Source organism: Polynucleobacter bastaniensis (assembly GCF_018882205.1).
In the GTDB taxonomy this organism is placed as follows: domain Bacteria; phylum Pseudomonadota; class Gammaproteobacteria; order Burkholderiales; family Burkholderiaceae; genus Polynucleobacter; species Polynucleobacter bastaniensis.
Genome location: NZ_JACVOU010000004.1, coordinates 172755 through 199295 on the forward strand (window position 1 = coordinate 172755; position 26541 = coordinate 199295).

Below are 26541 nucleotides of genomic sequence, written 5' to 3' on the forward strand. Positions count from 1 at the left end.
AATATGTATACCAACGGCACAATCAAAATTCTAGTGACCAACCAAAAGGGTGGTGTTGGTAAGAGCACGATTGCCGTAAACCTAGCAGCTTATCTTGCGATACAAGAAAACATCAAAGTATCCTTGATTGACATGGATCCTCAGGCATCTTCTTCTCGCTGGGCTAAGAAAGCACCGGATATCGGTGTCCAAGTCCATTGCCTTGACGTTAATTATGAAAGTAGTGGGGCGGCTCTTCTCAGTGCTCGCTCGGGTGTTCGTAAGTATTCATCTGGAGTTGAGGTTTGTATTTGTGATCTCACTTGGACGCCGGCTATGTCCGAACAATTTATCTTAGATTTTGATATGGTTTTAGTGCCCAGTTCGAACTCTAAATTTGAAATGGCAAGTACTGAAATTTTCATTCTGAAATATGCGCAACAGTGCATGTCTCGTCTGGCAGTCAACAAGCAGTTTATTTTGGTGGTTCCTAGTAAAGTGGAAGAGGGCTACTCTTCCCACGCAACATTTACCAACTTAGACTTTCTTATGAACTGCCACATTACTCCACCTGTCTATCGAACACCAGCAATTGACAGTTATGTGTATGAGGATTTTTTATGTGTCTGTCCCGATCAAAAAATTGCAGAGAATTTTTCTATTTTTGGGAAATATATTTCTAAAAAAATCGTTGAACGGAACATTGTTAGAAAATCAATTTCGATTAGTGGCAATTCTTTAAATCGTGCGATCGTGAAAAAAGTGAGCGTCCTAGATGATTATCGTGAAAGAGCACGTGGCCTCAATTTTTACGGTGGCATTGCAAACACCTTACCTGTGCCGGAGCTAAAAAATGAAGGCTCAACAGAACAGCGCTTGAAAAAGGGAGGCTTGGTACCCTCTTTCTTGAGAAGGGGTGACAATTAACTCATGACAAGCATGAAAGATCCGTACAGAAACGACGTATTTGAAGATGAGCATGGACATCGAGTTGCCGTGAAGCGACTCTATACTCCAAATGAGTTAGGCGTAAGCTATGTTGAGTATAAGAATTATGATGACTCCGCTTTGCGTTTTATGCCCAAAGAGCAGTTTATGGAAGTCTTCCACTGGGTTGATAACTTTGGCACAACCGATACTTTTGTAAGACTGGAAGAGGTTGTAGAGGCTCCAAAAGAGGCCGCTAAAGATAAAGAGCCAGATCCTTCTGCCAGCCCAAAAGAAGAATCTGACCAACAGCAAGCAGCGGATACCACTCCTCCTAAACGTATATCCTAGCTCACCGTTAGATCTCTCGGTATGGAAATAATGGCACTGGTTTGATCATGCGGCGAGGCGCCAAATAGATTAATTGGTAGCAACATATTTGGAGTTCTTGAGTTCAATATGTACTCTCTCTACATTTATTAAGGAATTTAAGTGCCCGACAATCCGATTTATTCTCGCTACTTGCAAATTGCATTGAAGGTGATTGCAGTTTTGTGCGGTCTTACTTTGTTGTTTGCTGCAGTCCAAAGTCAAGTTATTGGACTGAATAGTGAGGGATTGCAGCAATTTATTCTGAGTCAAATACAAAATCCAGTGCAATTCAAATTACTGGTAGGTCTAGCTTTTTTAGTTGCGGGGATTTTTTTTCCGATGCCGCAAAAAAGTGGTGCGAGATACTCTGGCCCCAAAGACTTGCAACTGGATACCTATAAGTTGTATTTGGTTACTAAATACAATCTAGAGAGAAATGCGGTTTTAAATCAATTGGTATGCCGCAATACAGTCTTTGCAAGTTTGGAGGAGGCTTTATCTTATGCACATTCGCTAGAGTGTCCATCACAGCATCCTAGTCATAAAGCTCCTTCCCTGGATTCCTTGAAGGATAGTTTCTCTGAAGTCGCTGCTGAATCAGCAAAAGTCGCTCACACCCAATCACCCGGGAATGCTTCACGCAGAGTTGGGCAAGAATCTAGAAATTCATTACCTATCAGTATGATCATCGGCTCCATGCTGTATTTAATTGTTCTGGGGGGTATGTTTTACGCACTTTCTCAAAATATAGTTGGCCCTGAGATTGTCGAGGCTCCTAAAGCCATAGAAATTCAGAGCCCTGCAGAGGTTAATTCTAGTAATCCAAACGCTAGTACAGAACCATCTGCTAGTGATGCAGCTCCTGCTGACCTTAATGTTCAAACTGTAGCGATCAATGAGCGCTGGCTGGGGGTATGGGTGGCAGAAGGCAGCGGTCAAAAGCTGTTGATTACTCCTACCACAATAAAGTATGGTAACGATGAGTTTGTGTGGCTTGGAGCTCGCCCCAAGGGCGTTGTAAAGTGCTGCCCAGCCTTTTACGAGGGGTCGACCAACAAGGCTGAATTATTGGCAAGAATGCAGGCTCAGCAAGCATTACTTGAAACCCCTGCAATCGATACCTTCCTGAATAAAGCATTGGTGAATAACCTTGGCCAAGGTAATTTTAAAAAGATTGTATTGGCCGATCCATTCCTGCGAAAATATTTCTTTATCTACGATCAAAATTATGTCTATCGTATTAGTAGAGACGTAGGTGATAAGTCAGCATTCATCTTTGAGCAATTTAAGAGGCAAGAGTGAGTGATATTGATAATCCAGCATCAAAAAAAGAAGGCAAGCTTCATCCTATAGAGCACTTACGATTACTTCGCGAGACTACTCCTCTTCAAAAAGTCATTAATGAAATAGCTGGTCGCCAATGTATCTTTTTTTATAATACTTCTTGGGTATTTGATTTTTCTTTAAGTAACTCAGATCAGCCATGGTCGGTTACCAAACAAGTTTATTTCCGCAACTCTCGCAGACATAAATGTTTGGCCTTTGCCTTACCCTATTTAGTTATACAAATGAAGTTTTTAGATGAGCCTAAATATTTACGTGCAGTCGTGACCTATGGCGAAGATGTTGCCACGATGATTGGTTTTATGAGTCAGTTTGTTAAGCAGGAAAAGGGTACAAAGGTATGGGCAGAAAAACCAGCCTTTGATTGGGAGCCTTGGAATATCTCCGCTTTGTTTAATCATCTTTTGGATGCTGATGGACGCTTTAATGAAATTGAGTTTTATCGCTACACCGATGCCTTTCATGTGAAATTAAAAGGTAGCTGGGAAATGATTAATGTCTAAGAGATAGACCCGTAATGTTGATTTCAGTCTACATACAGACAATTTGGGTATAAGTAAGCCTCCTCGCACTACTTTTATTTATATTGAAATATCCAGAACGATAAAATTCTATATTTATCAACAAGTTCTAATGTTGACCTTACCTATTTTTTAAAATCTTTCGATAGGTTAATGAAGTTACTCATTTATCTACCTAAAGAGTATTCCAAGGATGGCAATTATCTTCATTGCCATTAATAAAATAGATATAAATCAATTACTTATGAAGAGATTTCATTAGGCGAGAAAACAGCTTTTACTTGCGCAAATAGCTTTATCTTGCTTGCGAGAGCGTCTAGGATGGTACTCATACATTGACGCTTTTATTAGGAGATGAGGTCATGAACCAGTTCCAAGCGAAGAGTGATTTATCAGCAGTCTCAGCAACATTTATTCAATTAGAAATTGATGATTTGGTTAGGGATCGACTGCTTTGGCAGGAGCGGCTTGCAAGATCATTCAATCCAACAGAAATATTGCCAAATGTGATTCATCCTCTCCAGGCTGATATTGTCAAGATATCCTAAGCTGGGAAAAGCCCATGAGGACATACATTGGCCCGATTAGCTTTGCCCTATTAGTGACGATAGCGGGGCTCTACTTTTATATATATGAGGCTAGACCAACATCAGGGTCTCATAAAGCTGAAGATGTTGCGATAGACTCGGAAGTCAAAAAACATTTTTCTTTTATTGCTGAAAAATATGCTTCTGAAGCATCTAGAGCCTCTGAAACATCTGGAGCTGCAAAGAACTAAGTCCATATCAAATCCCTACCTTAAGGTTTTGATAAGCCTCAAGGCTTTATTTACCTAATACAGAGCCTACGCAGATACAAGTGAGTTAGGTTATCAGGGGTCTATCTGACTCAGTCTTCACCACTTCTCAATATTTAGCATCTAAGGCGTAGTAAGCTATGCTCTTATTGATATGAAATGAAGCGAAATTTATGACTGAATTGGATTGGGATCATTGGATTTCTAAGCAATATGTTTATACATGGCAAGCAGCTGCTTTAGTGCTCGGAATAAACCCTCGTCAAATTAAATTTCCAAGAAGGGATTCTGCGGGAGAGCTGCATTTCGACCGGGATAATTTTGAAGACCTCTATTCTGATTTTAAGCTTAAGCTGGATCTGCTGATCGAGCATGCCTGGATGCAAAATTTTTCCGCTCAGAATATGCGCGTCGACTTTAAACGTTTTTTGTATTGGGCTCACAATGTTGTCAAGTGGGACATGCCGCAAAAGCTATTGTCCTTTGCTAAAGAAATTAATCTTCAAGAGCTAGATGAGAGTGCGGAAGATAAGGCGAGCATTTTGTTAGATGAGCGCGCCTCTCTGCAATTAATTTGGGCTTTAAGAACGATGCTGAAGGATCATCAGTTTGGCAAAACTGATCGGGAGCTTATTTACTATTTGGCAAAACAATATCCAGATCAATCGGCTTTTAAGCGCCTCGCGTTAGAGATGAGGCTTGCTGAGGCACAGGTAGCTGCTGAGAGCTAGATAACTGGTGCTCAGAATCACTCAGGCCTGATTTAGACCTGAGCGAGCCCGATGTTTCCTGATGTTTATGAGCGAATTAAGTAATCAAATGCAGAAAGGGATGCCTTCGCCCCTTCGCCCATGGCGATGATAATTTGCTTGTAAGGTACGGTAGTACAGTCCCCTGCAGCAAACACACCAGGCATGGAAGTTTCACCTTTTTGATCGATGATCACTTCTCCCCGAGGGGATAGGTCAATCACTCCTTTGAGCCAATCCGTATTCGGTAACAAGCCTATCTGCACAAAGATTCCTTCAAGTGCAATGTCATGCATTTGATTGTTGGCGCGATCTTCATATCTCAAAGTAGTTACTTTGCCATCGGCACCCAACACTTCCTTACTTAAGGCATTAGTAATTACCGTAACATTGGGCATGCTGTGCATTTTTTTCTGTAGTACGGCATCGGCACGCAATTTAGTATCAAACTCAACTAAAGTGACATGACTCACAATGCCTGCCAAATCAATTGCGGCTTCAACACCCGAGTTTCCGCCACCAATCACTGCTACGCGCTTGCCTTTATATAAAGGGCCGTCACAATGCGGGCAATAAGCGACGCCTTTGCCACGGTACTCTTGTTCACCAGGTACATTCATTTCGCGCCAGCGTGCACCGGTACTCAAAATGACTGTCTTACTCTTTAGTACAGCACCATTTTCTAGGGTGATTGTAATTTCATCACCAGTCTTATTCAAGCTCTTAGCGGTTTGTAGATTCATGACATCGACTTCGTACTCTTTGACGTGTTGCTCAAGAGCCATGACTAATTTAGGACCTTCAGTTTCTTTAATGGAGATGAAGTTTTCAATACCTACAGTATCGGCAACTTGACCGCCAAATTTCTGAGCTACCACACCAGTTCTAATACCCTTACGAGCGGAGTAGATCGCTGCTGAGGCGCCTGCTGGACCACCGCCAATAATTAAAGAATCATAGGCATCTTTAGCGTTCAATTTCTCTGCATCACGTGCTGAAGTATTGGTATCCAATTTAGCGGCAATTTCTTCAACGCTCATACGGCCTTGACCAAAGACTTCACCATTCAGAATCACTGTAGGCACGGCCATGATTTGGTATTGGTCCACCAAGCCTTGGAAGAGGGCACCATCAATCATTTCATGTTCGATATCGGGATTAAGGGCGGCCATCAAGTTTAGGGCCTGCACTACATCTGGGCAGTTATGGCATGACAAAGAAATGAATGTCTGAAAGCGCTTCTTACCTTCTAAGCCTTTGATGCTCTCGATCACGTCTTGCTCCACCTTTGGTGGATAACCGCTAGCTTGCAAAATAGCCAAAATGAAAGAAGTCATCTCATGACCCATTGGTAACCCAGAGAATGCGATACGAGCAACTTCATCTGCCTTGCCTACGGTAAAGCTAGGAATATTTTTACTGTTACCTGAGGTCTTGACAGTAATCTTGGTAGATTGCTCGGCAACTTCATTCAATAGCTCGAGCATCTGCGCTGATTGAGTGCCGTCATCTAAGGTAGCCTCTAAAACAATCGGGCTTTCTATTTTTTCAAAATAGGCTTTGAGTTGGGTTTTGATATTGGTATCTAACATGCGGTATTCCTTAGTATTAAATCTTGATGAGTCTATTGGGCAGGACTACTCTTTCTTATCCTGTCCAATAGACTCTCCGAAGAGAGTCTATTGATTACTAATTACTACTAAATGGATCCTTAGATCTTGCCTACGAGGTCCAAAGATGGAGTCAATGTTGCTGCGCCTTCTTTCCACTTGGCTGGGCATACTTCACCTGGGTGAGCGGCTGTGTACTGAGCAGCCTTGAACTTGCGCAATGTCTCTGAGATATCGCGAGCGATTTCATTTGAGTGAATTTCAGCTGTTTTGATAACGCCTTCTGGATTGATGATGAATGAGCCGCGCAATGCGAGACCTTCTTCTTCAATGTGTACGCCAAAACCACGTGTCAATGTATGAGTTGGATCGCCAACCAATGGGAACTTCGCTTTACCTACGGCAGGTGAAGTCTCATGCCATACTTTGTGTGAGAAATGGGTATCAGTAGTAATGATGTATACCTCAGCACCCATCTTCTGGAACTCAGCATAGTTATCAGCTGCATCTTCAATTTCTGTTGGGCAGTTGAATGTGAATGCTGCTGGCATAAAAATCAAAACTGACCATTTGCCTTTGAGGGACTCATCGGAAACGGTGACAAACTTGCCGTTATGGAAGGCTTGGGTTTTGAATGAAATTACTGGTGTGTTGATCAATGACATGGTGTTTTCCTGTTAAAAATAAATGGGTTAATGCACAACAGGAGTCATTCTGAAGCGGAATGATATATTTGTATAACAAATAATAATGATATAAATGATCGTTTTTTTAGATCAATAAATTCATAGCTGGCTTGATAATGCTGTGATGAGACCAATTTTGTATTCTTACCGTAGATGCCCTTATGCCATGCGGGCTCGTATGGCCTTGAAATACGCCGGTATTGAATATGAGCACCGAGAGATTGTTTTGCGAAATAAGCCGCAATCCATGTTGCGGGTCTCCCCCAAAGGGACAGTACCAGTCTTGTGTGTTGGAGAGCTAATTTTGGATCAGAGCTTCGATATCATGCGCTGGGCCTTAGATCGGTCTGATCCAGATGGTTGGCTGGAGCCTGATCAATTGATCGCGATAGAGTGGCTTGAGAAAAATGATGGCCCATTTAAAACGCTCTTGGATCAATATAAATACCCCGAGAGATATCCTCATCTCAATCGAGAAGAGATTTTGAATGCAGCAATAGAGTTGATGCTAAGGCCAATGGAGTCTGCCCTGGAATTGAATGCTTATCTAATGGGTAATACGCTATCCTGGGTAGACGTAGCTACCTTTCCCTTTATTCGACAATTTTCAATGTCTGATCAAAAAAGCTTTGAGGCATTGCCGTTTCCTCACCTTCAGAGTTGGCTTGGTCAATTGATTGAGTCTGAATTGTTTAATTCAGTGATGCACAAGCATCCAGCCTGGATTGATTAGGCCCGAAAAAAAGCCCCCGAATTTTCATCCGAGGGCCTTAAGTTTAATTAGCTTGGCTAATTAAACGTTTGCCAAATGTGCTTCTAAAGTCTTAGTGAACTTATTAGCATGGCTACGCTCAGCCTTCGCTAATGTTTCAAACCAGTCAGCGATTTCGTCAAAGCCTTCGTCGCGTGCTGTCTTAGCCATACCTGGGTACATATCTGTGTACTCATGTGTTTCGCCGGCGATAGCTGCTTGCAATGCTTCAGCAACTGTCTTAGCTGGCATACCAGTACCTGGCTCGCCTGCACCGCCTTCGATCAAGTATTCCATGTGACCATGGGCATGACCTGTTTCGCCTTCAGCTGTTGAGCGGAAAACTGCTGCAACATCGTTTGCACCAGCGATATCAGCTTGGTTCGCGAAATACAAATAACGACGGTTCGCTTGTGATTCTCCAGCAAATGCTTCTTTCAAAGACTGCTCAGTCTTTGTACCTTTTACGGTTTTAGCCATGATTGACTCCTCAAAACGGTTAGTTGAAATTGGGTGATTCGCTAAATTACTAGCTTTATAAAGTTCACCTGCCAGTGATTATGTACAAATCTGCGGATTTGAATAATCATATTTTTGTATTGACTTGATAGCTAAAAACAACTGATAAGTAAATATCAATTAATAAAATATAACGCTAAATAGAGCCATTTTTTGAGGTTTTTCGCCATTAAATACGTCAAATAGAGGATTTATTAGGCTATATGTTAGTAATTACTATTGATTATTGATCAATTAAGAGGGTGTTTAAAGGGGATTTAATCAATCTAATTAGGTATTTTCTATGAAGATCGTAAATTAATACAATTTCACTATCGATTGGTGGAGCTCTAAACTTAGCCTTTCAAAAATTAATGCATTGCATACGTTCAAATAGTAGAGGACATAGATGACAACTCGCGAAGGTAGTTTAGAGGCCCCAACCAGACACCCCTTGGATTGGCAAAACCCCAAGTTCTACGATAAAGCTGATCTAGAGTCCGAGATGGAGCGTGTCTTCGATCTTTGTCACGGCTGCCGTCGATGTGTCAGTCTTTGCGGATCATTCCCAGCCCTTTTTGATCTAGTAGATGCTACTGAAGATTTGGAGATGGAGCAGGTTGATAAGGCCGATTACCAAAAGGTAGTTGACCAATGCTACCTGTGCGATGTTTGCTATATGACCAAGTGCCCATATGTTCCTCCGCACCCTTGGAATATCGATTTTCCTCATCTGATGCTGCGTGCAAAGGCTGTGAATTTCAAGGATGACAAAGCGACCTTTCGCGACAAACTACTTTCCTCTACAGATAAGCTGGGCCACTTTGCTGGTATTCCGATTGTTACTCAGGCAGTCAATGCAGTAAATAGCACTGGGCTTGCACGTTTAGTGATGGAGGGCGCCTTAGGGGTTGATAAGAATGCTTGGATTCCTGAATACGCACCTAAGACATTCCCGCAGCTAGCTGAGAAATCTGAAAATCTGCCAGTAGTGGATGGCGTCAAGACGCCTGGAAAAGTCGCTATCTATGCCACCTGCTATATCAATTACAACGAGCCAGGAATCGGGCAAGATCTCATCAAGATTCTAAAACACAATGCTATTCCGTATGAACTTGTGGTTAAAGAAGCTTGTTGCGGCATGCCTAAGCTGGAGCTGGGTGATTTAGAGTCTGTTGCGCAGAATAAAGAAAAAAATATTCCGAAGTTGGCTAAGCTGGCACGCGAAGGTTATGCCATCTTGACTCCAATCCCATCATGCACTTTGATGTTCAAACAAGAGTTACCACTCATGTTCCCAGATTGTGCTGATACCCAATTGGTCAAAGAGGCAATGTGGGATCCTTTCGAATACTTTATGGCACGAAATTCCGACGCTCTCTTGAAAAAAGATTTTAGTAAAGAGCTCGGGCATGTGAGTTATCACATGGCTTGCCATTCTCGGGTTCAAAACGTAGGTCAAAAAACTGCGGAAACTCTGAAGCTAGTGCCCGGTACTGAGGTGAATGTGGTGGAGCGTTGCTCAGGACATTCTGGTACTTGGGGTGTTAAAAAAGAGTTCCATGAAATGGCAATGAAAATTGGTAAGCCTGTGTTCAGAAGAATGGCTGAGGAAGAGCCAAACTATATTAGCTCTGACTGTCAGCTAGCGGGTCACCATATTGAGCAGGGCATGGAAGAGTTGGGTTTACCTAAGTCCGAAATGGCTCACCCATTGACCTTGCTTGCAAAAGCATACGGTCTTTAATTCATATAAATAGAGGAAGATAGTGGTATGGGAATCATTACACGCAATAGTCTTTTAAGCCTTGAGACTTACCATAAAGAGCGTCCCGTTTTTCGTGAAAAGGCGATTAAAGAGCGTCGTCTGCGAACTGTTCATCTTGGAGATCATGTCACCCTGATTTTTGAGAATGAGTTTTTAATGCGCTATCAAATTCAAGAGATGTTGCGTGTAGAAAAAACATTTGAAGAGGACGGTATCGAAGATGAGTTAAATGCTTACAACCCCTTGGTGCCGAGCGGTTCAGATTTCAAAGCCACCATGATGATTGAGTACCCCAATGAAGCGGATCGTAAAGTTGCGCTTGCGAAGTTAGTGGGTATAGAGCACCAGATTTTTATTGAGATCGAAGGTCAGCCACGTGTCTATGCCATTGCTGATGAAGACTTGGAGCGCTCTACAGCTGAGAAAACATCTGCAGTGCATTTCATGCGCTTTGATCTCACAAGCAATATGAAGATAGCGCTAAAGGCTGGCGCTCAGATGATGGTTGGCTGTGATCACAAGGGCTATCCGATGCATGTGCAAACTCTCCCTTCAGAGACATTAGCGTCGCTCGTTTCTGATCTGAGCTAAACAAACAATAGATCTTAAAGGTAGTGAACGCCTGGTAAGGCGCATTGACGAATGACTTCAGCTAATTCATTCATAGCAGCAACGCGTGGGAAATTTTTCCGCCAGACGAGACAAACCCGTCTGGTGGGAATAGGGTCCTCAAATGGAATATAGCGAATGAGCTGATCAGAAAATGCATTATCAGAAGCGGATGTTCTCGGCAGTACTGAAATGCCAATGCCACTAGCTACCATCTGCCGAATAGTTTCTAGGGATGAGCCCTCAAAGCTACGCTGCTCCCCAATCGTGGTTCCAGAGCCTAGGCGATTTAATTCTGGGCAGACGCCAAGCACATGGTCTCGAAAACAGTGTCCAGTACCTAGTAACAAAGTATTTTGCTCTTTCAGCTCTCGGTGCGGGATGGATTGCCTATTTTCCCAAGGGTGACCTTTAGGTACTGCCACTAAAAATGGCTCGTCATACAAATCAATTTGATTGAGTCCCGAGCTGGCAAAGGGCTCCGCTATCACAATGCAATCTAAGGCTCCTTGACGCAAGACTTCCAGTAGTCGAACGGTAAAGTTTTCTTCTAAAAATAAAGGGGCATGAGGCAGGCGCTCTCGTGCAACTCGCACTAAGCTGGGTAATAAGTAGGGTGCAATGGTGTAGATCGCACCAAGCCTGAGTGGTCCAGACAGAGGATCTTGGCCATGCTTTGCTAAATGTTTTAAGGAGTTGGCCTCTTCAAGTACTCTTTGAGCCTGGTCCACAATCAGCGCCCCTAGGCCGGTCATCGCAACCTCAGTATTAGTGCGCTCAAAGATTTGCGTATTGAGTTCTTCCTCAAGTTTTCTGATGGCTACCGATAGGGTGGGCTGAGACACAAAGCAGGCATCTGCAGCTCTTCCAAAGTGGCGTTCACGAGCAACTGCGACGATATAGCGAAGTTCAGTAAGAGTCATTTACGTCCTAGTGCTAGTTAGAGATGTAGCGGAACATGCTTAACTATAGTGTATTTGTAGGTAGTTGAATCACTAGGGATTACCGCGGGGTGTTTTCACTGGCATAGTCAATCTCCATTACCATTAGATATACAAAAAAGCACCTCAATAGGCCCAACATCAAATCCCATATTGAAATCGTCACGCCGGCACCGCAAGGTAGCCTGCACGGAAATCGAATCACCGCATTACGCTGGCAGGATTTCTTGGAGAAACTCGGCTATGTGGTTGTAGTTAGTGAATCCTGGTCAGGTGACTACGCCGCTATGCTGATAGCGCTGCATGCTTATCGAAGCCATTCATCCATCATGGCGTTTCATGAGCAGCTCCCTGATCGGCCAATTATCTTGGTTTTGACAGGTACTGATTTGTATCGAGACATAGCGGTGCATGGTGAGGTACTGGACTCAATGGAGGTGGCAGATCAATTGGTTGTTTTACAGTCCTCAGCCTTGGATTCCATTCCAGTGCATCTACGACCTAAGGCTAGAGTGATTTATCAATCGGTTCAGGTTGATACCCCCGAGAGAGTCCTGAGTGAGAATTTTCAAGTCGTAGTGATTGGCCATCTAAGGGAGGAGAAGGATCCTTTTTGTATTGCCCGCAGCCTGCCCTTGATGCCATTCAATTGTAAGATTAAGGTTTTGCATTTAGGTATGGCCATGAATGAGCAAATGGAGCGTACTGCTAAGGCGTATAGCGATACTCTAGGGCGTTACCAATGGATTGGCGAGATCAGTCATGCTGATACATTAAAGACTCTCTCTCAGAGTTGTCTGATGGTGATTTCCAGTCGGATGGAGGGCGGTGCTCATGTGGTTTCCGAGGCAATAGCACTAGGGGTTCCAGTGATCGCTTCGGATATTCTAGGTAATCGTGGTCTGCTGGGAGATGACTATCTGGGTTACTATCCGGTGGGTGATGAGGTTGAACTCGCTACTCTGCTTTCTCGCGCAGAAACTATGCCCGATTTTTACTCTGCACTAAAAAAACAGATTGATATTCGTAAAGATCTAGTCAGTCCTGAGCGAGAGAGGCAATCCATTCAAGAGTTGATGAGCCAGCTACTTAAGGATTAAGAGAAATGTCAATTAGATGTTTGCAAAGCAAACTAAGAAGTGCTTATTAGGATCAGTCCAGCATTGGATCTCAGTGAACCCGGCATGACGAAGTTTTTCTGCAAAATTGTCCTGAGTGTACTTATAGCTATTTTCCGTATGAATTAAATCTCCCGCTTTAAAAGAGATAAGGTGATCTTGACTTCCATTGTCCGGCAGAGTTACTTGCACATCAGAGCGTGCTCGCAGATGCATCTCAATACGGGACTGGGAGGTGTTATAAAAAGCGTGGTGCTCCCAATCCTCAAGCTCAAAGTTGCTGCCAATGAGTCGATTAACGTTTAGTAGAGCATTCAAATTAAATGCAGCAGTGACTCCCAGTGGATCGTTGTAAGCGTGGTGCAGGGTTTCAATATCCTTGACAAGATCGACGCCTATTAGGAGTCCGCCATTCCCATAGCACTCATGGGCAAGATTCATAAAAAACTGATCCGCTTTTTCGGGATCAAAGTTACCGATTGAGGAGCCTGGGTAGAAAAATACTTTCCGAAGTGCTTTAAGTTCAGGAAAGGCTAGCGGTAAGCTCAGATCGATAGTATGGGCTGACATCTCAATTTGAGGGAACTGCTTTTGAAGGTCAGTAACAGCGGCCTCTAAATATTCTTTTGAAATATCGAGCGCTCGATATTGCTTTGGCTTAATGCTATTAAAAAGTTGGCTACCTTTAGCGCAATTACCTGCGCCCAGATCCACTAAAACATCACAATGCGCTACCGCGTCGGCAATCTCATCCCGATAGGTGTCCATAATCCATTTCTCTGTGCGAGTTGGATAGTATTCATCGAGAAGCGTAATGACATCAAAAAGGTGTGAGCCGATATCATCATAAAAAAACTTTGGCGATATTGACGGCTTATCAGCGCTAAGGCTGACCAGCAACTCTTCAGTCAAACTATTTTTCATTAGATCAATTCTTTAGGCGACAGATAGACCTGCACCCGCTACAAACCGACCGATTTTTTGAGCGCTCGCAAAGCCGCCTACATTAAGGATTGAGAGGACTTCAGACTCTTGCTCTGGTGCGCAAGAAATCAGCAGGCCGCCGCTGGTTTGTGGATCGGTAAGCACATTTTGTTGCCAAAGCTCTAGGTTGCTAGCGAGTTGAATTTCTTTGCCGTAGCCAGCCCAATTGCGCGTAGATGCGCCAGTAAAGATATCTGCTTTGACATGCTCAATTGCTTCCTGCACAACTGGAATAGCATCCCAATGGATCTGTGCCATTAAATTAGAGCCTCTTGCCATCTCTAGCAAGTGACCAGCCAAGCCAAAGCCAGTGACATCGGTTAAGGCGTGTACGCCATCTAGCTGGGAGAGTGCAACACCAGGCTTGTTTAGCTTAGTAGTGAGGGCAATCATCTCTTTATAGCCTGCATCAGAGAGGACTTCTTTTTTCAGTGCCGCAGACAGAATGCCTACACCCAAAGGTTTACTGAGGATGATGCTGTCGCCTGCTTGAGCACCACTGTTACGTTTCAATTTTTTTGGATCAACTATCCCAATAGCGACGAGGCCATAAATTGGCTCTACCGTATCAATCGAGTGACCACCAGCAATCATGATGCCTGCATCATTACAGACGGATTCCCCACCAGCAGTCACTTGCTGGATAACTTCTAAAGGCAATACTTGAATTGGCATGCCTAGTAGGGCGAGTGCAAATAGGGGCTGAGCACCCATTGCGTAAATGTCAGAAATTGCATTGGTAGCAGCAATGCGGCCAAACTCAAATGGATCATCTACGATTGGCATGAAGAAATCTGTCGTAGCAACAATCGCCTGATTCTCATTAATCTGATAAACGGCAGCATCTTCATTGTTATCAGAACCCGCTAACAAGGCAGCGGGTAGATTGCGCATTGGTGAGGCCTTCAGGATGTCACTTAAGATGCCAGGTGCAATCTTGCAGCCACAGCCTCCACCGTGAGATAAAGAAGTAAGGCGGCCGTTGTAAGGTGTAGTCATAAAAATTCAGAAGATAAATTAAAGGTGGGGATTACCAGAACATCATGAGCTTACTCAATTTAGAGTAAACACGTACGAAAGCCGCAAAAATGATCGCCCCTATGAGCTTGATAAAAATTACGAAATGCCACTCTTTTTAAGCGATCGGGGGTAAATGAACTGCCACCCTTCAGTACCTGGTGGTTACCATCAAACCAGGGCTGTGAATAGTCGACATAAGGATCAGCGCTAAATCCTGGAAAAGGTGCAAAAGTGCTGCTAGTCCACTCCCATAAATTAGAGGATTGCCAAGCCCCCTGTTTTTGCAGCATTAATAGGCTCAGCTCATGTTCGTTGGGTAAGCGCACTTGATGGTGTTCACAAAAACGCTGAGCATCTAGGTAACTAATATGACGAACAGCTGCTGCGTGAGTTAAAGGTTGCCATTGATTAAAAATTCGCTCTAACCAGACATCTCCCTCCTGTTTCCAGTGGGAGGGTGGCGCTACAGGTGTGGACTGGGCAAGATTGTCTGGCGATTGCAAAAACTCTAGATAGTCCCCATTGGTGACCGGTGTACTTGCAATATCAAATGCCGGGAGATCAATAGAGTGCGCCCACTTCTCATTATCAAACATAAAGCCAGAGCCCTGCTCGGAACCAGCTTGTATTGTCGATTTTGGAAAATGAATCCAGGTTCGCACTTTTGCCTCAAGCTGACTCATGCTAGTGAAGGGAGCAAACGGCATAGAGCGTCCCATGGTCTGCCACATGTAAGCAAATGCCTCATTGTGCATATCCTGATGCAGGATCGCTAGCTGGATAAAGTAAGCTGCTTGATTGTCAATTGGCGTGCGTAGTGAGTCTTGAGTTTTTTCAATCACGCTGTGGTTGTATTCCAGCAGGCTATCTAAGGATGGCATTGGCGTAGACCAACGATCTTGATGCGCCATCTCTGAAGAATTAAATAAGTAATCAGCGTTCTTCATAAATGATGGCTTACTCTCTTGGCCATTACGATGAACCCAGAATTCATGAAACCAGGTTAAGTGCCCTAATTCCCAAAGTGGGGGATTTAAAATATTGATCTGAGGAACTATCTGATCTGCTATTGAAACATTACTCAGAATTTGACGGGTAATACCATTACTCTCGTCAAGCCACTGAGTCAAAGTCGACGCAGGTGGATGCGGGGCATAAAGAAGGTAGTCGTCGCCGAAAGATTCAGACATACAGTATTGGGGAAAATCTTCTGTTAAGGTGAGTAGTTGCAGTATAAAAGACCACCAATAAGCTTGCAGTAAGTTAACTGAAGGTGTAAATAGTTACCTTGCTTGGTCAAACACTAGATATTGTTTGATTTGTGTTTTGGCGTCAGGATGATTTGAGCTAGCAAGGCCAGCATAGCGGCCGGTATAGCTCCAGCAAGCATGAGTGCGTGGTCGTTTACAGCAAGCTCAGCTACTATGCGATCACCAAATCCACCAGCACCTACTAGCGCCGCTAGGGTGCAAGTACCAACCCCAATCACCGTTGCCGATGCCAAACCCGTCATGATGACTGGCCGCGCAAATGGAAGCTCGATTGAAATGAGTAATTGCCATTCATTGCAACCCAGCGCCAGCGCTGCTTCTTTGAGATTTGATGGAACTTCCACCAAACTAATGTGGGTTGCATGCACAATGGGCAGCAGGCCATACAGAAATAAAGCTAGTACTGCTGGTACGGCGCCTATCTGATCTAGTAGAGCAATCAATATCGTCAGTAGTGCAAGTGAAGGTATGGTTTGCAAAATACCAGTAGCACCTAAAATCCAAGCTGCATATCGGGGCCGTCGATATGCCAGAATGCCCAGCGGAATTCCGACGAGAAGAGCCATCGCTGATGAGATTGCAACTAGCAGAATGTGATCACGCAGTGCTGTGAAAAAATCTGGACCAAAGAGTAACTTAAAAAATCGGGAGAGCTGAGTGGGTTTTTGTTGCTCACTTGCGTTGGTATTTAAAAATACCTGTGTAACTTTTTCAAAACTAAGGCCTGACTCAGCTAATCCATTGAGTTTGGCCATGGTGATTTCATCTAATTTCCCCTCTAAGCTTTGTAAGGGCTTTTCATCAAAATCAGAGCGCATTAACAGGACGGCATCATAGCGTGGAAATGCCTTCCTGTCATCTTCCAATAGAACCAGATCCTTTTTCGCAATTGCAGCATCGGTAGAGTAAGCATCCACGATGTCGACATCGACTCGCGCCAGAGCATCGTAGGCTAAGCCATGCTCCAGCACCTTTCCTGGCTTCATTGTTAGGCCATAACTTTTAACGAGTGCAGACCAGCCATCCGCCCGAGTCTTAAATTCTGGAGATAAGGCGATTCGCAAAGTGGCTTGCTGCTCAGTGCTGAGGTTTGCAACATCACTAATACGCTTTAGGCTTAAAGCTTTTGCTTGCTGCGCCCTCATAGCAAGTGCATAAGTGTTATTGAACCCAAGTGGTATCGCTACTTTTAAACCCTTAGGCTTAAGCCAAGCATTGAGCTCACTCAGTGATGCTTGGGTTTCTGAACGTTTTAGTATTTCTCGCAGAATGGTGCCGGTGTACTCTGGGTAAACATCAATCTGACCCGTTGTCAGCGCCTGAATGACAATCGCAGTATTGCCAAGGCCTTGCCGATGGATGGCTTCTACGCCAGCATCACGTAATGTTTGATTGACTAGCTCCCCAAGTACGAAGCTTTCTGTGAAGCGCTTCGAGCCAACTACGGTATTTTTTTCCATAGGCTGCGCCAGTGCGGAGCAGCTGATGGCTACTCCTATACATAAGCTAAGCTTCGTCCACAAAGGAAAAATAGATTTACTAAAATACAAGTGAGATTAACCTCGTTATGAACGTAAGACCCCATCATAAAAGCCTTTGGCTAATCTTGCCTGCCTGGCTAGCCTCCTTTATGTCACTTTTAGGTGGCATTTACTGTTACATTGATATTGATTCAACTTAATAGCAAAGACTATTTATATGCCAGTCGACTTAGATTTCAAAACGCTCGTCACACAACTGGGTGAGGCAGTCATTATTTCTGACCGAGATGAAAATATCTTGTTTTGGAATGCCTCAGCAGAGCGTATTTTCGGATTTACTCCAGAGGAGGCTTTGGGTAAAACGCTCAGCATCATCACGCCTGAGCGCTTTAGAGAACGTCACTCGAAAGGCTACTTTCACACCATTCAAACCGGACAAACGAAGTATGGACATACTTTACTGAGGGTTCCTGCAGTCCATAAAGATGGACACTCTATTTCAATCGCATTCTCGGTCAGTATGCTGTTTGATGAGCAAAAGCAAGCTATTGCAATAGCCGCAATCATTCGAGATGAGACAGAGCGGTTTCAGGAGGAGCGTCAGTTAAAGGTAAAGCTAGCAGCTTATGAGAGCAGTGATTGATGGAATCGTAGGCAATAAAAAGCCCCGCAGAAGCGAGGCTTAGTAATGCTTGGTGGGTCGGGCGAGATTCGAACTCGCGACCAACGGGCTTAAAGAGGTTTCATTGGCCCAGACAGGCTGGTAAATTACTTAAACCTATTCATTATTTTCTAGGCGTTCCAGAATGAGGTTTGCAAGAATAGATTCATCCCCGTTAAAGGCTAGCTCCATTGCTCGATAAATTTGCTCCTGCTCTAGGTCGGAGTAGTCCAGTTGATAGTCGGCTGATTGACTGAGTTGGGAGATGAAAATACGTTGTACACGACCATTTCCTTCTCGAAAAGGGTGTAGAGCGTTTATCTCTGATAGGTAGTAAGCCAGTCTTTTTGATAAGGCATCAGCATCTAATCCCTTAAGCCAGTTTTCACGGGCTAGTTTGTTAAAGATGTCGTTTGCCGCAGATTCAATAAAGCGCACATTAGCAAAACGACTATTGCCACGGCTAATATCTACTGTGCGAATCTTCCCGGCCCAGTCGTATACATCCTGAAAGAGGGCTAAGTGAATGCGCTGAAGATGAATAAGGTCAAATTGACCTGCTATGGGACTCTCTAGAATCTCAATTGACCGCAAAGTGGATAGCTCACCTTCGTAGGCGTCTAAATCTTGTGCGTTAGTTATTTCTGCTTTATTTCGAAGTACATCTGTACCTGGGTAGCAGTAGGTGTCATCCGCGTCGTAGCGTGACATAGCGTTGCTTAGTTTCTTCCAAAATTTGCGCAATGCTCTTTTTGCCGGCAACGTAATCAGTGAGGTTTTGCTCTAACTGCTTAGTTGGAACAATGCCTTCAATCCGAGCGGAGGCCACAGCGTTAGATACGTTGTATTGGCGGGCTTGAGATTGGTTGGCAAACTTACTTGGCATAAGTCTATTTTAGTCGATTTGGGAGTGATTTCCCAGGAAATTTTGCCCAACAATTTAGCTGTAAATCCCCTATATTTCAGGGGGTTACGGCGTTATTTAAGGGATTATTGATGATATCGATATTCCTGGGTCTTGCCTCCATACCCATAGCTAGCAGCCCTGACATCTTGTACGTAGATATAGCTCTCTTCATGCACATTGCCTAGGATGCGTTCAAAACCATCAAATGCTTCCTTAATGTACTGAGCCTTCTCATCCTTGGTATTGGTCTCATCGGTAATTTTGATATCAAAGTAAAAGCTGCTCTTACCTTGTTCGCTTAATAGCTTGCCACCGACAAACCAGCAGTCTAAATCTACGTATTCGATGGCAATGGCAGTAACTTCCTTTTTCTTACCCAAAATACGGTGGGTAAGATCCAGCAGTAGTTCATTAATGGCTTTAGTCGTAGCAATATTCTTTTGTCCGCTGACTTTCACGTTCAAGATTGGCATGTAATTCTCCTTAAGTAATAAATCAAGATATTAAAACTAATTAGCTATGCAACTATTTGGGAAATAAAAAAGTCCCGTTACTTCAGGGCAGAGCTAATACCCCGAAGTTGTCCAACAACATCTTCAAAATGATTGGAGCCAAATACTTTCTTTAGGCGCTTGGTGACGGCTCCGCTGGCAGCAATGATCGCATCCTTCATATCCACAGCCTTCTTGGTTGGATGAATCTCTTGCTCCCGACCATCTTTCTCAGAGGCAACTCGCTTAATTAAGCCCAATCTCTCTAAGCCATCTAAAGCTCTTGTAGCGGTAGGGCGGCTGATATTCATCTCCCTAGCCAACTCACTTTGCAATAGCGGGGTTTTATCTAAAACCACTCTAAGCATGAAGGCTTGGGAGGGCGTAAGGCCAAATGGCTTAAATGCACCAGTCCATTCCCGCTCTAGCTGACGAGCTAGGCTGGTGGTATTGAAATAGAGGCATTGTTCAAACATGGGGGTAGTATAACTGATATTGATTAGCTATGCAACTATATCTGTCAAAGCGTCCGGAAACTCGACACATGAATGTCGGTTTACACGACATTCTGTATGCTGAACTGTCACGTTTCGTGACAGTTGCTTGCCTGTCTATGTGAATGGCTGCTTACTGCGGGAGTGATGGCCAATAAGGCTCTAAATTTTCTGCACCAAAATGACCATTTATTTGAGCAAAAATACTTATAAAATTTCAGGAGAAATGCCTGCAAAAGAGCATGCAAAACACTAAAATCGGGGGTAACGCATCCATGATTCACTAGATATAGTGTTTTTGGATTCGGAGGAGCAAGAAAAAAGCGGTATTAGCTCTAACTAACACCGCTTCCCGTGATTAAGCATGCTTAACAAGGTATGCGTAGTCTATACCAAAATGATTTGGCGAAAAGGGTCTTGTATTAAATAACCCTTTTTTGGAGTCCATTATGGCCACTAAGAAGACTGTAACTACGGTTAACAAAAGCGCTGTAGATGGGAGATTCGTAAGCGCTAAAACTGCTAAGAGCAATCCATCCACTACTTTTAAACAAACTGTAGTCAAGCAAGCTAAACCTAAGAAGTAATGGGTTGGCAGCCAGAGCAATCTGGCTGTTTTCATTTGGCGCAATATAAAAAGAACCATGTTTAGACTTCTTGAAAGACTTTGAAATGATCCAATCATTTACTGATTTTTATCAGATTAACCCAGATGAATTCTCTCGATTAGGGGCGTTTGATCCAATTCTAGGTTATGACACTAATTTGTTTATAGACCCCAATTTGTTGAAAACATCTACGTGCATTGAATTAAAAAATTCATTTGATGACCTAAAGAATTATTTTGGCGATGTGTTACTTGCTCTTCAATCGTCAGATTCAGAAGGCGATATTTTTTGGAAAAAGGCAGATAGGCTGCTTATGTTCCCAGAGCTAAATGAACTAAGTATTGGCTATTCCAAGGGCGATAGCGGTAGTGGTATGGGCGCTGAAATCAGAAGAGATTTGCTAGATACCGCTGGAAAAATTATTAAAAAAGGCGTGTCAAATCCAAGAATTTTTGAATTGATAGGCCTATTTCAAGAAGGCGTTGGTCCAGATAGGATTAGCGATATGACTGCAACAATCATTGTTGGCAAATTGATTGAATTTACTCAAAGGATCTGTCAAACATTCAACGTTCCTTTAGAAGCTAAATTTAAAAATAAATTAAACAATTTAGATCTTAGTTTGCCAAGGAATCCCTTTTCAGGTAGGGGGATAATTTTGATTCCTAAAGATATATTAAGGGACTTGCCGATTGCTCTTGATAGGTCTGACGTTGGTTTGATTGCTTCGCAGAATCAGGAATTGCGAGATCAAATTAATGAGGTAATTGGAACTTCCTGGAAAAATTTAGGAAACAAAAATGAGAAAGCGAAGTTTAGGGATCATCTTTTAAGAGATCCAAAAATGCTTGAAGAGATTTTGGGTAGTTATGTCGAGAAGTCTTCCAAGCCATATGACTTTGAGGATGATCCTTTGGGTGAGGTTATTTGGCACGAAGTTTCACGTAGTTACGCTAAATCACATCCCTTACAACTTTACCTTTCTAAAAATCCTACGCCTGGTGACATATTTGAGTTGGTTAAAAAGATATGCCATCACTTTAAAAATCTTATTGAGAATAATGGCCTCAATACATTATTGTTTGACGATGGTATGCAGCCAAAGCATGAATCGGCCTCGCAAAAACTCTTTTTTGGCATTGCATCCAGCTATTGCATCGCCAATAACTTAGATTTGAGTCCCGAATCAAATGCTGGCAGAGGGCCGGTAGATTTCAAGGTTAGCTTGGGTTTAAAAAAGGTATTGGTTGAAGTTAAATTAACATCAAATAAAAATTTGACTAAAGGTTTTAAAAAGCAATTGCCTACATATCAAAAAGCCGAGAATGCTGGATTGGGTATATATCTCGTCATTGAAAACGGCGGGATCACCAAAGGAAGAAGAGATTCATTTTTAAGAGAGGCTAAAAAATCTAAAGGCAATCCCCATTTAATATGGGTCGATGGGAAGATCTATCCTTCTGCTAGTAAGCTTTAGTTGAAATCCTCTAAGAGATGCTCAGTCTCACCCAGCGCAGTCTATTCCCACTCATTACGGGCTATGGATTCCATCTTGTAGTTAACAGTTATCAGAACATTCCATTCGTCCAAAAGAAAAGGGACCACATTGCTGTGATCCCTTTGTATAACTGGTGGGTCGGGCGAGATTCGAACTCGCGACCAACGGATTAAAAGTCCGCTGCTCTACCGACTGAGCTACCGACCCAGTAAAAAGAAGATTATAGCAAGAAGTTTATGGGTGCTCCCGGGTCAGTAGGCCTCTGCCTTCAAGCCCTTGTACTTACAAGAGTGCTATGCGTTTGCGCGTCTGGCGACCGGTGGATTTTTAGAGAAATAGTCCTTAATTCCCCTCATAATCGCTTCAGCAATTCGGTCTTGATAAGCATCATCATTGAGGCGCGCCTCTTCCTGTGGATTACTAATAAAGGCAGTCTCTACCAAGATAGATGGAATATCCGGGGCCCTTAGAACAGCAAAGCTGGCTTGTTCAACTTTTGGTTTATGTAGTGGGGCAAATCCGCTGATTTGTTTGAGGATTGAAGTGCCCACTTGAAGTGAGTCTTTGATCTGGGCAGTGGTAGACATATCCAGCAATAGGTTAGCCACCTGCTTATCTTGTGTTTTGATGTTGATGCCACCAATGAGATCGGATGCATTTTCTTTATTAGCCATCCAACGTGCTGTTGTGCTGCTGGCACCCATTTGAGATAGGGCAAAGACCGAGGCACCTTTTGCTCTCGGTTCGATAAAGGCATCTGCATGAATAGAGACAAATAGATCGGCCTCTACCCGACGTGCTTTTTGAACTCTGGTGTGGAGCGGCACAAAGTAATCGCCATCTCGAGTGAGAAATGGACGCATATAAGGATCGCTCTCAATTTTGTCGCGTAAGCGTTTAGCAATCGAGAGCACTACATGTTTTTCCTTGGAACCCATGGTACCAATAGCGCCTGGATCCTCTCCACCATGGCCTGCATCAATTGCAATGGTGATAAGGCGCTTATGTTTAGTTTTTACTGCGGACTCTTTTACGTCTGGGATCGCTTGGGCCACTGGCGCCCTCGGAGCCTCTTTCTCTTTTTTAGTTGCGAACTGCGCAATCAAGTCAATTTCTTCATTGGCTTTTTCTAGAGCACTTTCTTTACGTGCGCTACTTTTAACTAACTCCATTAGCGGATCGGGCGGAATGGCTGGGTAGAGATCTAGCACCATACGATATTGGTATTCTGCAATGGGCTCAAGCGTAAAGAGTTGAGGTTTAACAGGCTCTTTTAGGTCAAAGACCAAGCGAACCATGCCTGGTTGAAATTGCCCCACTCGGATTTGTGAAACGTAAGGGTCATTGGGTTTGACTTTAGCTACTAAATCTTTCAGGGTGGAGTTGAGTTCCATACCTTGAACATCAACCACCAAGCGATCGGGGTTGGTTAGTAGTTGTTGGGTAATCGGTAATGCTTTATCAGACTCGAGTGTGATGCGTGTGTAATCTTCTGCAGGCCAAATGCGTACCCCCAAGATCTTGGCTCCCCAAGCAATCTCTGCCTCACTGAAAAAGAGAATAAAGCCCAGCATCTTTACTGAGCTTTTGAGATGCTTTCTTCTGGAGAAATTAATGGGCAGCTTACTCATTTCTATTAGATGCACATCTTCTCGAAAATAATCATTCCCTGATTTGAGTTTGCTTGGAAGGTAATATTTCTTTCATTTTCATCTGTACCAGCTATCAGATGAATTTCAACATCAAACGTAGGCAGCGTCCCTTCAGCTTTTTCTGGCCACTCTACTAAACAGAATCCAGGCTCGTCAAAATGTTCTGCAAAGCCGGCCTCTTGCCACTCCAAAGGATCTCGCATGCGATAAAGATCAAAGTGGTTCATCGCTAGAGTCTTGCCATGGATGATGAGCGGGTAGGGTTCACATAAGGTGTAGGTTGGGCTCTTCACCCGGCCCTCATACCCTAGGCCTTGTATGAGATGGCGAGCAAAGGTGGTCTTGCCAGCTCCAAGATCACCCTCTAGGGAGATATTGAGGTGAACGCTTGGATCGGCTTGAAAAAGATGGTCAAGACTCGAGGCAAGCTTTTGCGCTAAGGTAGCTGTATCCGCTTCTTGCCTACAATGATGAGTAAATGAATTCTGAGCCATTTGCCTAGTTTATTCAATTATTCAGCTACATTCTGTATTCCTAATGACTTCTTCTCAAATACCCAACTCTGTTGATCAGACTAATCTGCGTGAATGGCTGGGTGAGCAGTCTCGAAAATTGGGTTTTGATGACTTGCGTATTACTGATACCCATCTTGGTGTCGCAACTGAGCGTCTGAATGACTGGCTTGCACAAGGGCGGCACGGTCAGATGGAATACATGTCCAAACATGCTCAATTACGCTCTGACCCAGCCCTCTTAGTTCCGGGTACGGTGAGGGTCATTTGCGTCACCATGAATTACCTATCTCCTGCAATAGACTTCGATCAAGAATGGGACAGATTAAGTGATCCCGCTCAAGCAGTGGTATCGATGTATGCCCGTGGGCGCGATTATCACAAGGTGATGCGCAATCGTTTACAAGAGTTTGCTCAAATCATTGAAAAGCAAATCGGAGCATTTGGTTATCGCGTATTTACTGATTCTGCCCCTTTGATGGAAGTGGAGTTAGCTCGTAAGGCAGGCTTGGGTTGGCGGGGGAAACATACTTTGTTGCTCAATCGTGAATCTGGATCAATATTCTTTTTGGGTGAAATCCTAATTGATGTTCCATTGCCTGTAGATCAAGAGCAGGAGTCGCATTGTGGAACTTGTCAGTCTTGTATAGATATTTGTCCCACGCAAGCGATTACCGCGCCTTACCAATTAGATGCGCGACGCTGTATTTCGTATTTAACGATTGAGAATCCAGATGCCATTCCAGTGGAGTTTCGAAGGTCGATGGGTAATCGTGTTTACGGATGCGATGACTGCCAATTGATTTGCCCTTGGAACAAATTTGCACAACGTACAGCCATGCCAGATTACGCTGAGCGTCATGGTCTGGGGAGGGCGAGCCTTTTACAACTTTGGTCTTGGACTGAAGATCAGTTTGAGAAACGCCATGAGGGTAGTGCTATTCGGCGGATTGGCTACTCTAGGTGGCGCAGAAACTTAGCGGTGGCCATGGGGAATGCTTTGGCTGCTGATCAGGTCCCCGAATTGGATAAAGACCTCCTGCGGCAAGCTTTGCAGGACGCCTTACCTTTGGCGGATGCCTTGGTAGCCGAGCATATTGAATGGGCGCTGAGTTCCTAATTATTTTTTGGCAAAGTACCTAGCAACTCTTACAATCAAAGCATGTCATCAGCCGATCAACCTTTTATAGACCCTAGTGAAATCAAGCTAGAGGCTTCGGTAGCACAACGCTATAAAAATCGCAGTGAGGCTTTTTGGGCGGGTATTCGGGATGCAGCTGGTGCACCTGCAATGGTGCTCTTTGCTGGTATGGTGGGCTTCGGTGCGATGGGTAAAACCAATGGTATGGATGCTTGGTTTACCACTGCCACTAGCTTTTTCATGTTCGCATTACCTGGCCAAGTAGTTTTGCTCGAGATGGCAATTACCGGATCATCAGTAGTCGCGATTGCTCTCGCAGTGACTTTAACTTCTTCGCGCTTCATCACGATGACGGTGACACTCTTTCCGCAGTTTCATGAAAAAGATCGTAATCATGGGCTTTATGCTTCGGTCCATCTACTGGCAATGACTGCTTGGGCTATTTCCATGCGTGAGTTTCAGACAATAGAAGCGAAGCATCGTTTGAGTTACTTCATTGGTCTTGGTTTACTGTGTTGGGTTATTTCTATTCCGGGCACCATTCTGGGATATTTATTGGCTGGTATAGTGGAACCATACATCACGCTTGGCCTCGTTTTCATTAACCCATTATTCTTTTTGCTGACGTTTACCGAGGTGAAGCCCTGGGTTAACCGGATCGCCATTGGCTTAGGTTTTGTATTGGGCCCCTTTTTCTTTCTCTTGGATCGCGATACCAGCTTACTGACCACCGGTCTGGTAGGGGGAACGATCGCCTATGTGTTTGATCGCAAAGTACTACGCAAAAGAGCGGGGGTGATCAGTTGATGAATGCTAGCCTCCAGGGTTGGGGTTTGTGGATTGCCTTAGCAGGCGCCATAATCGGAACCTATATTTGTCGTGCCATTGGTGTTTTGCTAGCCAAAAGAATTAATCAAGAGAGCGAAATCTTTCGCTATCTTTCTGCCGTCACTTATGCGATGGTGGCGGCCCTCGTTGTCAGAATGGTCCTAATGCCGATTGGCCTCTTGTCGACTGTACCTCTATGGATTCGACTTCTGATTTGCATCTTGAGCATTGGTGTGATGGTTTCAAAACCAACACACCGTCTCGTTCCAGCCCTATTGACTGGAACCTTGCTGATGCTAGCTTACGGCGTTATTCGTTAGCTAG

At 43.9% G+C, this 26541-nt stretch carries 31 protein-coding genes and 1 tRNA gene; 17 read left to right on the top strand and 15 right to left on the bottom strand.

The features are described from left to right. Nucleotides 1-3: 3 nt before the first annotated feature. The 7 genes from ICN22_RS08680 (at nt 4) to ICN22_RS08710 (ending at nt 4670) form a co-directional block, all read left to right on the top strand. On the top strand, nt 4-906 hold the full coding sequence (locus ICN22_RS08680; RefSeq protein ID WP_216170193.1) for a ParA family protein: 903 nt from the start codon (nt 4-6) through the stop codon (nt 904-906). A 3-nt stretch (nt 907-909) separates the two neighbouring features. Beyond that, nucleotides 910-1257: a hypothetical protein gene (locus ICN22_RS08685; protein ID WP_216170195.1), complete on the top strand. Its 348-nt coding sequence runs from the start codon at nt 910-912 to the stop codon at nt 1255-1257. A gap of 141 nt (nt 1258-1398) precedes the next feature. Beyond that, nucleotides 1399-2580: a hypothetical protein gene (locus tag ICN22_RS08690; protein ID WP_216170197.1), complete on the top strand. Its 1182-nt coding sequence runs from the start codon at nt 1399-1401 to the stop codon at nt 2578-2580. Beyond that, on the top strand, nt 2577-3125 hold the full coding sequence (locus ICN22_RS08695; RefSeq protein WP_216170199.1) for a hypothetical protein: 549 nt from the start codon (nt 2577-2579) through the stop codon (nt 3123-3125). The genes ICN22_RS08690 and ICN22_RS08695 overlap by 4 nt, the downstream gene beginning before the upstream one ends. A 380-nt stretch (nt 3126-3505) precedes the next feature. After that, on the top strand, nt 3506-3691 hold the full coding sequence (locus ICN22_RS08700) for a hypothetical protein (protein ID WP_216170201.1): 186 nt from the start codon (nt 3506-3508) through the stop codon (nt 3689-3691). Between the two features lie 14 nt (nt 3692-3705). After that, nucleotides 3706-3921 (top strand): hypothetical protein, encoded by a 216-nt coding sequence (locus ICN22_RS08705; protein ID WP_216170204.1) that lies wholly within the window; start codon nt 3706-3708, stop codon nt 3919-3921. A gap of 191 nt (nt 3922-4112) precedes the next feature. Then, nucleotides 4113-4670, top strand: a complete 558-nt coding sequence (locus ICN22_RS08710) for a hypothetical protein (RefSeq protein ID WP_216170207.1) — start codon at nt 4113-4115, stop codon at nt 4668-4670. A gap of 65 nt (nt 4671-4735) precedes the next feature. Here the strand turns inward: ICN22_RS08710 and ahpF are convergent, their stop codons facing one another. Next, entirely contained in the window at nt 4736-6280 is a 1545-nt protein-coding gene (gene ahpF / locus ICN22_RS08715; RefSeq protein WP_216170210.1) for an alkyl hydroperoxide reductase subunit F, read from the bottom strand. A 119-nt stretch (nt 6281-6399) separates the two neighbouring features. After that, nucleotides 6400-6963, bottom strand: coding sequence for an alkyl hydroperoxide reductase subunit C (gene ahpC, locus ICN22_RS08720; RefSeq protein ID WP_216170212.1), 564 nt, complete (start codon nt 6961-6963; stop codon nt 6400-6402). Between the two features lie 145 nt (nt 6964-7108). On the opposite strand from ahpC, the gene ICN22_RS08725 reads away from it, so the two are divergent. Beyond that, nucleotides 7109-7717, top strand: coding sequence for a glutathione S-transferase (locus ICN22_RS08725; protein ID WP_216170214.1), 609 nt, complete (start codon nt 7109-7111; stop codon nt 7715-7717). 60 nt (nt 7718-7777) lie between these two features. Here the strand turns inward: ICN22_RS08725 and ICN22_RS08730 are convergent, their stop codons facing one another. Then, nucleotides 7778-8215, bottom strand: coding sequence for a rubrerythrin family protein (locus ICN22_RS08730; RefSeq protein WP_088524842.1), 438 nt, complete (start codon nt 8213-8215; stop codon nt 7778-7780). A gap of 427 nt (nt 8216-8642) precedes the next feature. Between ICN22_RS08730 and ICN22_RS08735 the strand changes: the two genes are divergently transcribed. Continuing rightward, nucleotides 8643-9980: a heterodisulfide reductase-related iron-sulfur binding cluster gene (locus tag ICN22_RS08735; RefSeq protein WP_216170217.1), complete on the top strand. Its 1338-nt coding sequence runs from the start codon at nt 8643-8645 to the stop codon at nt 9978-9980. A gap of 27 nt (nt 9981-10007) precedes the next feature. Next, nucleotides 10008-10592 carry a DUF3501 family protein gene (locus ICN22_RS08740; protein ID WP_216170219.1) on the top strand — a complete coding sequence of 195 codons (585 nt, stop codon included), beginning with the start codon at nt 10008-10010 and terminating at the stop codon, nt 10590-10592. Nucleotides 10593-10606: 14 nt separating this feature from the next. Here the strand turns inward: ICN22_RS08740 and ICN22_RS08745 are convergent, their stop codons facing one another. Further along, the gene (locus ICN22_RS08745; protein ID WP_216170222.1) at nt 10607-11533 is read right to left on the bottom strand and encodes a LysR substrate-binding domain-containing protein; all 927 of its coding nucleotides are present in this window, start codon (nt 11531-11533) and stop codon (nt 10607-10609) included. A gap of 176 nt (nt 11534-11709) precedes the next feature. On the opposite strand from ICN22_RS08745, the gene senB reads away from it, so the two are divergent. Further along, the gene (gene senB, locus ICN22_RS08750) at nt 11710-12651 is read left to right on the top strand and encodes a selenoneine biosynthesis selenosugar synthase SenB (protein WP_369411587.1); all 942 of its coding nucleotides are present in this window, start codon (nt 11710-11712) and stop codon (nt 12649-12651) included. Between the two features lie 12 nt (nt 12652-12663). Here senB and egtD read toward each other — a convergent pair whose 3' ends face one another. The 4 genes from egtD to ICN22_RS08770 form a co-directional block, all read right to left on the bottom strand. After that, nucleotides 12664-13593 (bottom strand): L-histidine N(alpha)-methyltransferase, encoded by a 930-nt coding sequence (gene egtD / locus ICN22_RS08755; RefSeq protein WP_216170225.1) that lies wholly within the window; start codon nt 13591-13593, stop codon nt 12664-12666. Nucleotides 13594-13605: 12 nt separating this feature from the next. Further along, nucleotides 13606-14652 carry a selenide, water dikinase SelD gene (gene selD / locus ICN22_RS08760; protein WP_216170228.1) on the bottom strand — a complete coding sequence of 349 codons (1047 nt, stop codon included), beginning with the start codon at nt 14650-14652 and terminating at the stop codon, nt 13606-13608. 59 nt (nt 14653-14711) lie between these two features. Continuing rightward, the gene (locus tag ICN22_RS08765) at nt 14712-15863 is read right to left on the bottom strand and encodes an SUMF1/EgtB/PvdO family nonheme iron enzyme (protein ID WP_216170242.1); all 1152 of its coding nucleotides are present in this window, start codon (nt 15861-15863) and stop codon (nt 14712-14714) included. Between the two features lie 113 nt (nt 15864-15976). After that, nucleotides 15977-17404 carry a glycine betaine ABC transporter substrate-binding protein gene (locus ICN22_RS08770; RefSeq protein ID WP_216170244.1) on the bottom strand — a complete coding sequence of 476 codons (1428 nt, stop codon included), beginning with the start codon at nt 17402-17404 and terminating at the stop codon, nt 15977-15979. A 238-nt stretch (nt 17405-17642) separates the two neighbouring features. On the opposite strand from ICN22_RS08770, the gene ICN22_RS08775 reads away from it, so the two are divergent. Further along, on the top strand, nt 17643-18068 hold the full coding sequence (locus ICN22_RS08775) for a PAS domain-containing protein (protein ID WP_216170247.1): 426 nt from the start codon (nt 17643-17645) through the stop codon (nt 18066-18068). A gap of 135 nt (nt 18069-18203) precedes the next feature. Here the strand turns inward: ICN22_RS08775 and ICN22_RS08780 are convergent, their stop codons facing one another. The 4 genes from ICN22_RS08780 to ICN22_RS08795 form a co-directional block, all read right to left on the bottom strand. Continuing rightward, nucleotides 18204-18797, bottom strand: coding sequence for a Fic/DOC family protein (locus ICN22_RS08780; protein ID WP_216170250.1), 594 nt, complete (start codon nt 18795-18797; stop codon nt 18204-18206). Then, nucleotides 18775-18972 carry an antitoxin VbhA family protein gene (locus ICN22_RS08785; protein ID WP_216170253.1) on the bottom strand — a complete coding sequence of 66 codons (198 nt, stop codon included), beginning with the start codon at nt 18970-18972 and terminating at the stop codon, nt 18775-18777. The genes ICN22_RS08780 and ICN22_RS08785 overlap by 23 nt, the downstream gene beginning before the upstream one ends. Before the next feature lie 104 nt (nt 18973-19076). Next, entirely contained in the window at nt 19077-19466 is a 390-nt protein-coding gene (locus tag ICN22_RS08790; protein WP_216170255.1) for a tautomerase family protein, read from the bottom strand. Between the two features lie 77 nt (nt 19467-19543). Then, nucleotides 19544-19960, bottom strand: a complete 417-nt coding sequence (locus ICN22_RS08795) for a MarR family winged helix-turn-helix transcriptional regulator (protein ID WP_216170259.1) — start codon at nt 19958-19960, stop codon at nt 19544-19546. A gap of 467 nt (nt 19961-20427) precedes the next feature. Here ICN22_RS08795 and ICN22_RS08800 point away from each other — a divergent pair, with 467 nt between their 5' ends. Then, nucleotides 20428-20565, top strand: a complete 138-nt coding sequence (locus ICN22_RS08800; protein ID WP_216170262.1) for a hypothetical protein — start codon at nt 20428-20430, stop codon at nt 20563-20565. Between the two features lie 70 nt (nt 20566-20635). Then, nucleotides 20636-22063 carry a DUF8370 family protein gene (locus ICN22_RS08805; protein ID WP_216170264.1) on the top strand — a complete coding sequence of 476 codons (1428 nt, stop codon included), beginning with the start codon at nt 20636-20638 and terminating at the stop codon, nt 22061-22063. Between the two features lie 152 nt (nt 22064-22215). Here the strand turns inward: ICN22_RS08805 and ICN22_RS08810 are convergent. The 3 genes from ICN22_RS08810 to tsaE form a co-directional block, all read right to left on the bottom strand. Continuing rightward, a tRNA-Lys gene (locus ICN22_RS08810) sits at nt 22216-22291 on the bottom strand. Nucleotides 22292-22377: 86 nt separating this feature from the next. Next, complete coding sequence (locus ICN22_RS08815) at nt 22378-23715, bottom strand: N-acetylmuramoyl-L-alanine amidase (RefSeq protein ID WP_216170267.1); 1338 nt, start codon at nt 23713-23715, stop codon at nt 22378-22380. Nucleotides 23716-23720: 5 nt separating this feature from the next. Beyond that, a complete protein-coding gene (gene tsaE, locus ICN22_RS08820; protein ID WP_215309454.1) occupies nt 23721-24230 on the bottom strand; it encodes a tRNA (adenosine(37)-N6)-threonylcarbamoyltransferase complex ATPase subunit type 1 TsaE in 510 nt (169 codons plus the stop codon). 43 nt (nt 24231-24273) lie between these two features. Here tsaE and queG point away from each other — a divergent pair, with 43 nt between their 5' ends. Genes queG through ICN22_RS08835 form a run of 3 tightly spaced genes read left to right on the top strand, consistent with a single transcriptional unit; the run spans nt 24274 to nt 26537 of the window. After that, on the top strand, nt 24274-25368 hold the full coding sequence (gene queG / locus ICN22_RS08825) for a tRNA epoxyqueuosine(34) reductase QueG (RefSeq protein WP_216170270.1): 1095 nt from the start codon (nt 24274-24276) through the stop codon (nt 25366-25368). A 42-nt stretch (nt 25369-25410) separates the two neighbouring features. Continuing rightward, a complete protein-coding gene (locus tag ICN22_RS08830) occupies nt 25411-26196 on the top strand; it encodes an AzlC family ABC transporter permease (RefSeq protein ID WP_216170273.1) in 786 nt (261 codons plus the stop codon). Continuing rightward, entirely contained in the window at nt 26196-26537 is a 342-nt protein-coding gene (locus ICN22_RS08835) for an AzlD domain-containing protein (protein ID WP_216170276.1), read from the top strand. The genes ICN22_RS08830 and ICN22_RS08835 overlap by 1 nt, the downstream gene beginning before the upstream one ends. Nucleotides 26538-26541 lie beyond the last annotated feature (4 nt).

Coding starts and splice junctions, on each gene's coding strand:
- ICN22_RS08730 (WP_088524842.1), bottom strand. CDS start 8,215: ATGGCTAAAACCGTAAAAGGTACAAAGACTGAGCAGTCTTTGAAAGAA.
- ICN22_RS08705 (WP_216170204.1), top strand. CDS start 3,706: ATGAGGACATACATTGGCCCGATTAGCTTTGCCCTATTAGTGACGATA.
- ICN22_RS08725 (WP_216170214.1), top strand. CDS start 7,109: ATGAGACCAATTTTGTATTCTTACCGTAGATGCCCTTATGCCATGCGG.
- tsaE (WP_215309454.1), bottom strand. CDS start 24,230: ATGGCTCAGAATTCATTTACTCATCATTGTAGGCAAGAAGCGGATACA.
- ICN22_RS08830 (WP_216170273.1), top strand. CDS start 25,411: ATGTCATCAGCCGATCAACCTTTTATAGACCCTAGTGAAATCAAGCTA.
- ICN22_RS08710 (WP_216170207.1), top strand. CDS start 4,113: ATGACTGAATTGGATTGGGATCATTGGATTTCTAAGCAATATGTTTAT.
- ahpC (WP_216170212.1), bottom strand. CDS start 6,963: ATGTCATTGATCAACACACCAGTAATTTCATTCAAAACCCAAGCCTTC.
- ICN22_RS08775 (WP_216170247.1), top strand. CDS start 17,643: ATGCCAGTCGACTTAGATTTCAAAACGCTCGTCACACAACTGGGTGAG.
- ICN22_RS08795 (WP_216170259.1), bottom strand. CDS start 19,960: ATGTTTGAACAATGCCTCTATTTCAATACCACCAGCCTAGCTCGTCAG.
- ICN22_RS08680 (WP_216170193.1), top strand. CDS start 4: ATGTATACCAACGGCACAATCAAAATTCTAGTGACCAACCAAAAGGGT.
- ICN22_RS08765 (WP_216170242.1), bottom strand. CDS start 15,863: ATGTCTGAATCTTTCGGCGACGACTACCTTCTTTATGCCCCGCATCCA.
- ICN22_RS08740 (WP_216170219.1), top strand. CDS start 10,008: ATGGGAATCATTACACGCAATAGTCTTTTAAGCCTTGAGACTTACCAT.
- ICN22_RS08790 (WP_216170255.1), bottom strand. CDS start 19,466: ATGCCAATCTTGAACGTGAAAGTCAGCGGACAAAAGAATATTGCTACG.
- ICN22_RS08700 (WP_216170201.1), top strand. CDS start 3,506: ATGAACCAGTTCCAAGCGAAGAGTGATTTATCAGCAGTCTCAGCAACA.
- ICN22_RS08735 (WP_216170217.1), top strand. CDS start 8,643: ATGACAACTCGCGAAGGTAGTTTAGAGGCCCCAACCAGACACCCCTTG.
- ICN22_RS08800 (WP_216170262.1), top strand. CDS start 20,428: ATGGCCACTAAGAAGACTGTAACTACGGTTAACAAAAGCGCTGTAGAT.
- ahpF (WP_216170210.1), bottom strand. CDS start 6,280: ATGTTAGATACCAATATCAAAACCCAACTCAAAGCCTATTTTGAAAAA.
- selD (WP_216170228.1), bottom strand. CDS start 14,652: ATGACTACACCTTACAACGGCCGCCTTACTTCTTTATCTCACGGTGGA.
- ICN22_RS08780 (WP_216170250.1), bottom strand. CDS start 18,797: ATGTCACGCTACGACGCGGATGACACCTACTGCTACCCAGGTACAGAT.
- ICN22_RS08835 (WP_216170276.1), top strand. CDS start 26,196: ATGAATGCTAGCCTCCAGGGTTGGGGTTTGTGGATTGCCTTAGCAGGC.
- egtD (WP_216170225.1), bottom strand. CDS start 13,593: ATGAAAAATAGTTTGACTGAAGAGTTGCTGGTCAGCCTTAGCGCTGAT.
- ICN22_RS08785 (WP_216170253.1), bottom strand. CDS start 18,972: ATGCCAAGTAAGTTTGCCAACCAATCTCAAGCCCGCCAATACAACGTA.
- ICN22_RS08745 (WP_216170222.1), bottom strand. CDS start 11,533: ATGACTCTTACTGAACTTCGCTATATCGTCGCAGTTGCTCGTGAACGC.
- ICN22_RS08685 (WP_216170195.1), top strand. CDS start 910: ATGACAAGCATGAAAGATCCGTACAGAAACGACGTATTTGAAGATGAG.
- ICN22_RS08815 (WP_216170267.1), bottom strand. CDS start 23,715: ATGAGTAAGCTGCCCATTAATTTCTCCAGAAGAAAGCATCTCAAAAGC.
- ICN22_RS08770 (WP_216170244.1), bottom strand. CDS start 17,404: ATGGAAAAAAATACCGTAGTTGGCTCGAAGCGCTTCACAGAAAGCTTC.
- queG (WP_216170270.1), top strand. CDS start 24,274: ATGACTTCTTCTCAAATACCCAACTCTGTTGATCAGACTAATCTGCGT.